At 43.0% G+C, this 249-nt stretch carries 1 protein-coding gene; it reads right to left on the bottom strand.

Going from position 1 to position 249, the window contains the following annotated elements:
* A partial coding sequence (locus SB724_RS21240; protein WP_410572985.1) for a CatB-related O-acetyltransferase occupies window positions 1-249 on the bottom strand: 249 nt, incomplete at both ends.

The raw sequence follows: 249 nt of genomic DNA on the forward strand, positions 1-249 counted from the left end.
TATCAGAGTGTGTAATGGCATCTAAATGAGCGGTGATTTTTTCACTGCTCCAGTCCCACCATGCAATCGCTAGAAGTTTATTAATTGTCGCATCATCAAAACGCTTTTTTATCAATTTTGCAGGGTTACCGCCAACAATGCCATAGGCGGGCACATCAGACGTTACCACAGATTTACTTGCTATAATGGCACCATCACCGACTTTTACTCCTGGCATAATGGTGGCGTTGTAACCTATCCACACATCAT

The organism is Bacillus sp. SIMBA_031 (assembly GCF_046535225.1).
Classification (GTDB): Bacteria; Bacillota; Bacilli; order Bacillales; family Bacillaceae; genus Bacillus; species Bacillus velezensis.